Source organism: Stenotrophomonas sp. YJH_SMC_80 (assembly GCF_059372495.1).
In genome coordinates this window covers 193,127-202,632 of sequence record NZ_JCAFVP010000008.1, presented here as the reverse complement: position 1 = coordinate 202,632, position 9,506 = coordinate 193,127, and the positions used below count along the sequence as shown (strand labels likewise).

The following is a 9,506-nucleotide window of genomic DNA, read 5'->3' as shown; positions in this document are numbered from 1 at the left end:
GTGGGTCCGGTTGCGGGGGACGCTGCAAGTCCCCCTTCCGGGGCCCGGCCCAGCCGCTGGCGGCTGTGCGTTCGGGCGCTTGCGAAGCAGTGCTTCGCAAGCAAAGCGCCCTCACCCATGTAAGCTCGGTCGCCGCATCCATGCGGCTCACGCCCCCACAACCGGACTCACCCCGCCTTCGACAGTTTTCCGCGACCTCTCGGCCTTAACTTCTGTAGAGCCGAGCCATGCTCGGCTCAGATCTCACAGATATCGAAATATTCGGGAGAGTCATCCACGCATGGCGTGGATCGTGTCGACCAAGGTCGACACCTGCCAACAGCAGCAGGAAACTGTCGAAGGCGGGGCATTGTGGGTTTTGCGGGGTGTGAGCCGCATGGATGCGGCGACCAAGCCTACATGGACGTATTTACGGCGTCCCCGCAAACCCACAGTGCCCCGCCACCCCTCAGTAAACCCGCTGTTGCCGTTGCTCTGGCTCTTGCTCCGGCTCTGGCCTCTGCGGGTGCCGGGCGCAGCCCGGCCGTAAACCCCTTACTTCTTTGCGCGCGGCTGGTTCAGCGGCTCCATCGCACGGAAGCGCTGGCTGTACTCGTCGGTCAGATTCCGCGCTTCCTGCCCGTTGCGCACGATGCTCGGGGTCAGCAGCACGATCACCTCCGAACGGCGGCTGGTGCGGCTCTTCTGCCCGAACAGCGCGCCGACCACCGGAATCCGGCTCAGGCCGGGAATGCCGCTGCTGCCATCGGTGGCCGAATCGGTGATCAGGCCGGCCAGCATGATGGTGTCGCCGCTCTGCACCGCCGCTTCGGTCGACAGCTTCTTGGTGGAAATCCGCGGGTTGCAGTTGCGCTCGGTCGGATTGCAGTTGTCGGGCACGTTCGAGGCGCTGCTCACTTCCTGCACGATATCGAGGAACACCGTGCCATCGCGGGTTACGCGCGGGCGCACCTTCAGGATCACGCCGGTGTCGATGTACTGCACCGAACTGTAGGTGCCGGTGCCGATACCGGTGTTGACCGTGGTGGTGTTGATCGGCACCTTGTCGCCCACGTTGAGCGTGGCCTCGGCGTTGTTGCGCACGAACACCGAGGGGGTCTGCAGCAGGCGTACATCGGTGACCTTGTCCAGCGCGCTCACCACCGCCGCACCATTGTGCCCGGTGAATGCCCAGCCCAGGCCTTCGCCACCGGTCGCGGCACCGGCGAAGCTGCTCCAGGAGCCACCCGCTGCTGCCGGCAGGGTCACGCCGCCCAATGCTCCCGTCAGTGCACGCCCGGCCACGGCATTGTCGAAGAACCAGTTCACGCCGTACTTCAGGTCACCATCCAGCGACACCTCGGCCACCTGGGCTTCGATGTGCACCTGCAGCGGCATCACGTCCAGCTTCTCGATCACCTCGCGGATCGAGCGCCAGGCCTGCGGGGTCGAACGCACCAGCAGGGTATTGGTCTCCTCCACCGCCGACACGCCCACGCGATCGCCTTCCACTTCCAGGCTGACGCTGACGTTGCCGGACTGGCGCTGCGGCAGGTTCATGCTGCCGTTGCCGGCACCGCTGGAACCACTGCCCGGGGTCGAACCGAAACTGCTGCTGTTGTTGCTGTCCATGCCGCGCTCGCCGTCGCTGCCCAGCTGCGATGGAAGCGCGCCGGGTGCCAGCGATGCCGGGCTGGAGCCGCCGCGGTTGCCGCTGCTGGCGAAGGCTTCACTGAGGCGTTCGGCCAGGTCGCGCGCCTTGATGTAGCGCAGCTCGTAGGAGAACAGGCGGGCGCTGCCACCGGCGGTATCGATACGGTCCAGCCACTGCTGGATCTGGTCCAGGTAACGTACCTGCGGGGTGATCACCAGCACGGCGTTGGCGTTTTCCAGCGGCAGGAAACGGAACATGCCGGCGCTGGGGGTCTTGCTCTCCTCGCCGAACACCTTCTCCAGGTCGGCAGCGACCTGCTCGGCCTTGCCCGACTGGATCGGGAACACGCCCACCGACATGCCCGACAGCCAGTCGACGTCGAAGATCTCGACGGTGCGCATGTAGTTTTCCAGCTCGGCGCGGGTACCGCCCAGGGTGATCACGTTGCGGCCGCTGTCGACGCTGACGATGGCATTGGGCCGCGCATAGGGCTCCAGCACCTTCTTCATCTCGGTGGCGGAGATGAACTGCAGCGGGATCACCCGTACCTCGAAGCCACGCGCACTGGCTGCAGGCGCCGTGCTCGGCGCAACCGTACCGGCCAGCGCCTGGTCGGCAGCGACGATGTTGTAGCGGCCACCGCTGTAGACCATGCGGGCATTATTCCAGCCCAGCACCATCTCCAGCAGGTTCAACGCCTGGGCCGGCGACACCGGCTTGGGCGTGGCCAGGGTGACCGTGCCCTGCACGCCCGGTGCGATCACGTAGTTCTGGCCCAGCATGTCACCGAGGATGGCCTTGACCACCGCGTGCACCGACTCGCCTTCGAAATTGAAGGTTGCTTCACCGGTGCTGGCGCCATGCAGCGCCGGTGCCGGTGCACGTGCTGCTTCGCGGTTGATCATGGTGCCGGTGCCACGGCGGATCACCGCCTGCGGAGCGCCCTGGGCGTCTCGGGCAGCATCTGCTGCGACATCAGCGGCCTGGCCGGCCTCGGCAGTGGGCGACAGATTGCCCTTGCGCTGCACATGCGGCGCGGACATGGTGCTGCAGCCGACCAGCAGCGCGAGGGCAAAGGACCAGGGAAGAAAACGCAGGCTCATGCATTCACTCTATCGGTTGGTGCCATCGCCCGGGGGCGGCGACGGTTGTTGCTGCTGTTGTTGCTGCAGCTGGCGGCGACGGGCCTGGATGCGTTCGCGGATGGCCTGCATCTGCGCTTCGCTGGGGCCATTGGTGTTGGCAGGAGGCGCCGCGGCGGCGGCTGATGGCACGCTGCTGGCGGGCTGCGGCTGCGCGGTTGCGGTTGCAGCAGCCGGAGGTGGGGATGGCATCGGCGGTGCGCCCGCCGGCGGCGGCACAACGACCGCACCCGCCGGCGGCGCGCCATTGGCACCCCGCAGTACGGTGGGCGGCTCGCCGCCCTGGCCATTGAACACGGCCAGTTCCAGCACCTGGCTGCCGCTTGGGCCGATCACCGTGGCCTGGCGCGGCGCGAGCCCCACAAGTTGCCAGCCGTCCACCGCTTCGCCGTTGAGGCGCAGCCGCAGCGAACGGTTCTGTTCGGTGGTGAAGGTGGCCATGCCGAAGTCACCGGTCAGCAGCACGCCGGTCAGGCGCAGCGCGGCGCTGGCGGCCGGCTCGCTGCCACCGAGCAGGTAGGGCTTCGGCCTGCGGTCCTCGGCGAACAGCGGTCGCTCACCGATCGCGCTGTAGCTGTCGGCGCTGGGCATGCGTTCTGCGGCCAACGGCGGCAGCACCGGCAGCGAAGGCACCGCATCGGCATCGCCATCCGCACCTGGCAGCTGGCTGCCCAGACCGAAGCCGGTGGCCAGCCAGACCGCCGCAGCCCAACCGGCCAGGGCCAGCAGGAAACCGGTGCGCAGGCTGATCTGCTCAAGTTTCATCAGCGACCTCCTGTCCCTCGACCGGCGCCGCCGGTGCGGGAGCGGGTGCCGCTGAAGGCGGCTGCGGCGCGGATACCGGTGCGACGGCAGGCGCCGGCGCACTGCCATCGGCAGCAGCCCCGGGCAGCAGGTAACCAGCCAGTTCGAATGACACATCCAGGCCGAGCCCGGATTCATTCGGCGACTGCTGGAAGCGCTGCGCGATCAGGTTGAGGTTGTCGACGAACAGGCGCGGGCTGCCGGTCTCCAGGCTGTGCAGCACCGTGGCCAGTTCGGCCACGCCACAGCGCAGGCGCACCTGCATGGCGACGCGCACGAACTCGGCGTCGCGGCGGTTGTCGGTGAGCGGCGTGCGGTTGCTGATGGTGCAGCTGCGGTTGCCCGGGCTGGCCATCGCCACCGCATCCTGCAGCTTCGCGCCGAGCGCAGCGGCTGCAGCCTCGGCGGTGGCCTCGCGCAGGAAGCCCGGCCGCTGCTGCAGTGCCTCGCGGGTGGCACGCAGGCGCTGTTCGATCTGCGGCTGCTGCTGCAGCTGCGCCTGCACGCGCTGCTCGCGCTCGCGCAGGGCGGCGACATCAGCATCGATTTCGCGCAGCGGCTGGGTGAACCAGGGGTGCACCAGCAGCAGGTAGGCCAGGCCCAGCACTGCCAGCAACAGTGCCAGTGCCAGCCAGCGGTCACGGCGTGCGCTTGGCATCGGCATCGGCCGCCTCCCGGTTCGGGGCTGCCGCCGGCAACGGCTGCAGTTCAGCGGTCATGGTGAAGCGGTCGCGGCCACTGGCGGCGCCATCGGCCTGCAGTACGCCGGTCAGGTTGACCTTGCGCCACTGCGGCGCATCCTGCAGCAGCTGCACCAGCTGCGAGGCCTCGCGGCTCAGGCCGATCAGCTGCAGGTTGTTGTTCTCGATGGCCAGTTTTTCCAGGTACGTTCCCTCCGGCAGGCGCCGGGTCAGTTCGTTCCAGATCTCCACCGTACCCGCGCGCTGGCCGCGCTGCTTTTCGAGGAACGCGGCACCGTCGATCAGCGCCTGCAGCTGGGCACGTTCGCTGGCCACGCCACGCGCACTGCGCGCGCTGCGCTCCACCTGGGCACGCAGTTCGTCGGCTGCCGCGCGGCGATTGTCCAGCACCTGCAGGCCAGACAGCACCAGCATCACCACCGCGGCCACGGCCAGCAGAAGGTTCCAGCGCCGCATCGGGTCGGCCTGCAGCTGACGCTGCGCGGGCGGCAGCAGGTTCACCTGCAGGATGTTGCCCTGCGCATCAATGGCATCGACGCCGGACAGTGCATCGGCCCATTGGCCCACGTTGCTGCGCCAAGCCTCGAGCTGCCGCAGCGGCCAGGCCACCAGTTCGACCTGCAGCTGGCCCTCGCCCGCCGCGCCACGTTCACGCACGTCATAGCTGACCTGGCTGGATTCAAAAGGCGTCTGCCGGTCGATCTCGAAACCGACCACCGCACGCAGGCGGTCAGCCGCCGCCGCCGGCAGGCGCAGCTGCCGGCGCAGCACATCGCTTGCCGGCAGCAGCCACACCCGCGGCAAGCTGCGCAGGCGGGCTTCCAGCACGCGATCCAGTTCGGCCGGGGACAGCGGCCACGGCAGCCGTACGACCGGTTCGCGGCGCTCCCCCGCCTCACGCCAGACCTGAAGGTGGTCGCCTTCGCGCTGCAGCAGCAGGCGCGCCTGTGCCCAGCCCAGTGCCCACTGCCAACGTGCCGGCACCCAGGCCAGCAGCGATTGCCGCCACCAGCGCAGGAAACGGCCGGCGCCAGGGCCGATCCGGCCCTGTACCTGCCGCACACTGTCCTGCCATGCCGTCATCTTGCTGTCATTCCCTGCTCCCAGCGAAGCACTGTGTAGGACCGCCCGGGAACCCCGCCCGAGCCATTGCGTACCACTGCCTGCAACACCGACCGGCGTCCACTGCCGTCGGTTGCACGAGACTCGATACTATAGGTGCCGCTGCTGCTGGCAAGCGTTGTCGCACCGCCAGCGGTATCTGCGTCACGCTCCTGCTGTGCGCGCTGCGCCAGCACGGTATCCGCATCCAGGCCCAGTGCGGTCAGCACCGGCGCGCTGGCAAACTGGGGATCCGGGCGCGCCTGGCGGCTGTACAGGGTCAGGTGCGGCAGCATGGCCTGGTACAGCGGGCCGCGCATGCCGAGTACCCGCTGCAGCTCGCCCAGCGTCTCGAAACGCTTGTTGCGGGGGCCATAGGGCAGGCCTGCTGCGGCATAGTCGGGCGCTTCGGCACCGCCGCCGGGCTGCAGCAGGCTGTCTTCGTCGCGCCAGTCGACGATCGCGCCGGCCAGCTGGCGGGCCTGCGCTTCGTCTTCACCCAGCGCCTTGAGGAAGGCGCTCAGCAGGGCCACGTCTGCCAGGTTCAGGTTGATCTTGCCGTTCTCGTCCAGCACCTTGATCTCGATGCTGGCGTCATCGAACTGCCAACGATAGACACGGCCATCGGCGCGCCAGGGCGCCCGCTGCGGATCGGCGGACAGGCGCGTCAGCGCGTACTCAAGTCCCGCCCGTGCACGCTCCTGGCCACGCGCATCATCATCCAGCACCCGCTGCTGCAGGTGCTCGACCCGCGCGCTCAACGCGAACGCGCCCACCAACGCCGTCATCAGGGCGATCAGCCACAGGACCAGTACCAGCGCCGCGCCGTGCGCCCGGCTCATCGCGCTCCTCCACTGCCGCCCGCGCGCGGAGCGACGACCAGTGCAGGCCAGGGAGCGCCCTTGGCGGGCACGATCTGGATCTCCACCAGCATCGGCAGGCGCCGGGTGTCATCCCAGCGCGGCGTCCAATCAGTCACCTGCCCGGTGCTGGCATCGATGCCGCGATAGCGTAGTTGCACCGACTTGAGGTTCTCCACCAGCACCTCCGGTGGGCGCGGCGGAGTTTCGGCGATGCGCTCGCCCTCCTGCAGCAGCACCAGGTCGAGCAGGAGGCGTTGCTGGCCGCTGCGGCCATCCACCTGCAGTGCGTGCAGGTAGGCACCGCCACGGCCCAGATAGCCCGGTAGATCGGCCGCGAACAGCATGCGTTGCTCTTCGCCCTGGAAGAAGATCGGTTCGCGGGTGGGATCGGGCACTTCCAGCGGCGTGCGCAGCGCACCGGCCAGCTGCCGCCGCAGCAGAGCCTCGACCGCACGCATGCGTTCGCTCTCGGCGGCAATCTGCTCGCCACGCTGGCTCACCGCCATCGCCGAGCGCACGCTGGCAAAGGCCAACGCCAGGCCACCGGCCAACAGCACCGTGGCCAACATCACTTCCACCAGGGTAAATCCTGCGGCGCGTCGCTTCATCGCGCGCTCTCCAGGTCCGGCGGCAGCAGGCGCAGGCTGCGCCAGCGCAGTTGTTCGCGTTCGCCTTCGCCCCAGCGTACCTGAAGCTGCAGCTCGGCCAGCCAGGGAACCCCCGGCGATTGCGCCTGTGCCTGTACCGCGTTGGCGGCACGCGGCTCGACCCATGGCTGTACCTGCAGCTCCCAATGGTATCGGCCCTGTTCCCAGTCGCCCTGCTGGCTGCCCACCTGCAAGGGCGCGGCGACACCGGCTTCGGCCAGCAGCGATTGCGCATGCAGCACCGCACGCGTGCGCAGCTCGGCCTCTCGGACCTGTTTCGCGCCACCTGACAGGCTGCCCAGAAGCAGCGTCAGCGCCAGGCCCAGCAAGGCGAAGGCGATGATCACTTCCAGCAACGTAAAACCACGCGCCTGCCGCTTCATGGCGCCTGCCACGGGCCGGAGCGGACCTCGCCGGTCAGCCAGCCGACATCGATGCGCCATTCGGCGCCCTCACGTTGCAGGCGGATGCGGCCACCACTGGAGCCACCATCGGGATGGAACTCGATCACGCCCTGCCCCGGCGCGGTGGCCAGCTGCGCGGCACCTTCGAACTGCACCTGCAGCTGCGTCGGCACATCGCCCTGCCTCTGGTTGGCCCCCTGCCAACGGCGACGCGCCGGTTCGATCACGAAGCGCTGCGGCTCACCGCGCGCGATGGCCTGGGCGCGCACCATGCGCAGCTGGTTGGCGATGTCCTTGCCGGCGCTGCGCAGCTGCATGCCGGCAAAGCCGCGCGACAGACCCGCGGCGGTGATCAGGCCGATCGCGGCGATCAGCGCGATCACCAGCAGCATTTCCAGCAGCGACAGGCCCGCTGCGCGCCTGCCGTGCAGGCGCGGGCGAGGCAGCCGGCGCGGCAGGAAATGCGTCATGCCCGGTTACGGCTGGTAGCGGATGTCAGCGTCGACGCTGCTGCCGCCGGCCTTGCCGTCCTTGCCCAGGCTGATCAGTTCATACGGCTGGCCTTCGCCCGGCGCGCGGTACTCCAGCGCGTGGCCCCACGGGTCATTCAGGTCGGCCGGCTTGGCGTACGGGCCCAGCCAGCCGCCGACACCTGCCGGTGCGGTCACCAGATCGTTGAGCGAGCCAGGCAGCTTGCCGGTATCGATCTGGTAGTTGTCGACCTTGGAGGCAACGGTCTGCACCTGGGCCTTGGCGATGTTCGCCTTGCCACGGTCGGCACCGCCCAGCACGCGGCTGGCGACCAGGGTCAGCACCGCGCCGATCAGCACGATGACGATGATGATTTCCAGCAGGCTCATGCCCGACTGGTTGCGCGCGGCAGTGAAGGAAAGGCGGATCGGTCGACGGGAAGCAATCATGGTCGGTCCTTTCAGTTGCGGAGTGTCGGGGGTTGCGTAGGGAGCCATCATCAGCCGATGGCATTGGTCAGGTCGTACAACGGCACCAGCACGGCGACGATCACCGCACCGACCACCGAGGCCAGCACCAGGGTGATCGCCGGCACCATCGCGGCCAACAGGCGGTCGATGCGACGGGCGCTGTCCTGTTCAAACGTGTCGGCAGCTTTCAGCAGCATGGTATCGAGGGCACCGGATTCCTCGCCGACCTGGATCATCTGCAGGGCCAGGCGTGGGAAACGCTTGCCGCGCGACAGTGCCAGCGACAGGCCGGCACCGTTCTTCACTTCGTCGGCGGCCGCTTCCACATCAGCGGCCAGCGCGCGGTTGCCCAGCACGTTGCGTGCGATGCCCAGCGCCCCGAGCAGCGGCACGCCATTGCGCAGCAGGGTGCCCAGCGTGCGCGCCAGCCGCGCGGTTTCCAGTTCGGCCAGCAGGCGGCCGATGCCGCGACGCTGCAGCAGCCATCCATCCAGCGCCAGCCGGAACGCCGGTTGCCGTACCTTGCGTTCGAAGAACAATGCCAGCAGTGCGGGCACTACCAGCAGCAGCACCCACCAGTCGCGCACGAACAGGCCCAGCTGCAGCACCGCATTGGTGAACCACGGCAGCGCCACGTCCAGGCTTTCGTACATCTGCGCGAACTGTGGCACCACGTAACCGAGCAGGAACAGCAGCGCACCGCCCACCACCACCAGCAGGATGGCCGGATAGACCAGTGCGTTGATCACCTTGCCCTGCAGCGCGCGGCTGCGTTCGAGGTAGTCGGCCAGCCGCTGCAGGGTCTCGTGCAGGCTGCCACCCGCCTCGCCGGCACGCACCATGTTCACGTACAGGCGCGAGAACAGGCCGTGCTGGCGCTCCAGCGCGGTCGACAGCGGCGCACCGCCGCGCACCACGTCGCGGATGTCGGTGATCGCACGCCGCGAGCGTTCGTCTTCCGGAAGCCCGAGCAGGATCGACAGTGCACGGTCCAGCGGCTGGCCCGCACCAAGCAGGGTCGCCAGCTGCTGGGTGAACTGCAGCAGCGCCGCGCCCTGCAACGGGCGCTGGCGCAGCAGCGTGCGCCAGCTGCTGCCGCCGACCACGCCGCCATCGGCCAGCTGGGTCTCCATCGGCAGATGGCCCTGATCCTGCAGGCGCGCGACCAGTTCGGCCTCGCTGGCGGCTTCCATCTGCCCGTCGAATATCTCGCCGTGCGAATTGAGCGCTTTGTAGCGGTAGTTCGGCATGTCAGCCCCGGCGTCCTGCG

General features: G+C 68.7%; 10 protein-coding genes. All 10 read right to left on the bottom strand.

The window, feature by feature from the left end:
- Window positions 1–534: 534 nt before the first annotated feature.
- Genes gspD through xpsF form a run of 10 tightly spaced genes read right to left on the bottom strand, consistent with a single transcriptional unit; the run spans window position 535 to window position 9,486 of the window.
- A complete protein-coding gene (gene gspD / locus AC5P99_RS14650) occupies window positions 535–2,736 on the bottom strand; it encodes a type II secretion system secretin GspD (protein ID WP_495213269.1) in 2,202 nt (733 codons plus the stop codon).
- 9 nt (window positions 2,737–2,745) lie between these two features.
- Window positions 2,746–3,540 carry a type II secretion system protein, XpsN-like gene (locus tag AC5P99_RS14645; RefSeq protein ID WP_005408032.1) on the bottom strand — a complete coding sequence of 265 codons (795 nt, stop codon included), beginning with the start codon at window positions 3,538–3,540 and terminating at the stop codon, window positions 2,746–2,748.
- Entirely contained in the window at window positions 3,530–4,243 is a 714-nt protein-coding gene (gene gspM / locus AC5P99_RS14640; RefSeq protein ID WP_088436099.1) for a type II secretion system protein GspM, read from the bottom strand. Before gspM ends, AC5P99_RS14645 begins: the two co-directional genes overlap by 11 nt.
- Window positions 4,218–5,363 (bottom strand): PilN domain-containing protein, encoded by a 1,146-nt coding sequence (locus AC5P99_RS14635; RefSeq protein WP_012479115.1) that lies wholly within the window; start codon window positions 5,361–5,363, stop codon window positions 4,218–4,220. Before AC5P99_RS14635 ends, gspM begins: the two co-directional genes overlap by 26 nt.
- The gene (locus tag AC5P99_RS14630; protein WP_005408029.1) at window positions 5,360–6,223 is read right to left on the bottom strand and encodes a type II secretion system minor pseudopilin; all 864 of its coding nucleotides are present in this window, start codon (window positions 6,221–6,223) and stop codon (window positions 5,360–5,362) included. The genes AC5P99_RS14635 and AC5P99_RS14630 overlap by 4 nt, the downstream gene beginning before the upstream one ends.
- Window positions 6,220–6,852 (bottom strand): type II secretion system protein J, encoded by a 633-nt coding sequence (locus AC5P99_RS14625; RefSeq protein ID WP_005412204.1) that lies wholly within the window; start codon window positions 6,850–6,852, stop codon window positions 6,220–6,222. The genes AC5P99_RS14630 and AC5P99_RS14625 overlap by 4 nt, the downstream gene beginning before the upstream one ends.
- Window positions 6,849–7,274: a type II secretion system protein XpsI gene (gene xpsI, locus AC5P99_RS14620; RefSeq protein ID WP_049451369.1), complete on the bottom strand. Its 426-nt coding sequence runs from the start codon at window positions 7,272–7,274 to the stop codon at window positions 6,849–6,851. Before xpsI ends, AC5P99_RS14625 begins: the two co-directional genes overlap by 4 nt.
- The gene (xpsH, locus tag AC5P99_RS14615) at window positions 7,271–7,765 is read right to left on the bottom strand and encodes a type II secretion system protein XpsH (RefSeq protein ID WP_005412202.1); all 495 of its coding nucleotides are present in this window, start codon (window positions 7,763–7,765) and stop codon (window positions 7,271–7,273) included. Before xpsH ends, xpsI begins: the two co-directional genes overlap by 4 nt.
- A 6-nt stretch (window positions 7,766–7,771) precedes the next feature.
- Entirely contained in the window at window positions 7,772–8,215 is a 444-nt protein-coding gene (gene gspG / locus AC5P99_RS14610; RefSeq protein ID WP_004142831.1) for a type II secretion system major pseudopilin GspG, read from the bottom strand.
- Between the two features lie 50 nt (window positions 8,216–8,265).
- Entirely contained in the window at window positions 8,266–9,486 is a 1,221-nt protein-coding gene (gene xpsF / locus AC5P99_RS14605) for a type II secretion system protein XpsF (protein ID WP_049451368.1), read from the bottom strand.
- Window positions 9,487–9,506: the final 20 nt, after the last annotated feature.

What these genes read in the sequence shown, in the direction of transcription:
- AC5P99_RS14625 (WP_005412204.1), bottom strand. Translation starts at nt 6,852, where the DNA reads ATGAAGCGACGCGCCGCAGGATTTACCCTGGTGGAAGTGATGTTGGCC.
- gspG (WP_004142831.1), bottom strand. Translation starts at nt 8,215, where the DNA reads ATGATTGCTTCCCGTCGACCGATCCGCCTTTCCTTCACTGCCGCGCGC.
- xpsI (WP_049451369.1), bottom strand. Translation starts at nt 7,274, where the DNA reads ATGAAGCGGCAGGCGCGTGGTTTTACGTTGCTGGAAGTGATCATCGCC.
- gspM (WP_088436099.1), bottom strand. Translation starts at nt 4,243, where the DNA reads ATGCCGATGCCAAGCGCACGCCGTGACCGCTGGCTGGCACTGGCACTG.
- xpsF (WP_049451368.1), bottom strand. Translation starts at nt 9,486, where the DNA reads ATGCCGAACTACCGCTACAAAGCGCTCAATTCGCACGGCGAGATATTC.
- AC5P99_RS14645 (WP_005408032.1), bottom strand. Translation starts at nt 3,540, where the DNA reads ATGAAACTTGAGCAGATCAGCCTGCGCACCGGTTTCCTGCTGGCCCTG.
- gspD (WP_495213269.1), bottom strand. Translation starts at nt 2,736, where the DNA reads ATGAGCCTGCGTTTTCTTCCCTGGTCCTTTGCCCTCGCGCTGCTGGTC.
- AC5P99_RS14630 (WP_005408029.1), bottom strand. Translation starts at nt 6,223, where the DNA reads ATGAGCCGGGCGCACGGCGCGGCGCTGGTACTGGTCCTGTGGCTGATC.
- xpsH (WP_005412202.1), bottom strand. Translation starts at nt 7,765, where the DNA reads ATGACGCATTTCCTGCCGCGCCGGCTGCCTCGCCCGCGCCTGCACGGC.
- AC5P99_RS14635 (WP_012479115.1), bottom strand. Translation starts at nt 5,363, where the DNA reads ATGACGGCATGGCAGGACAGTGTGCGGCAGGTACAGGGCCGGATCGGC.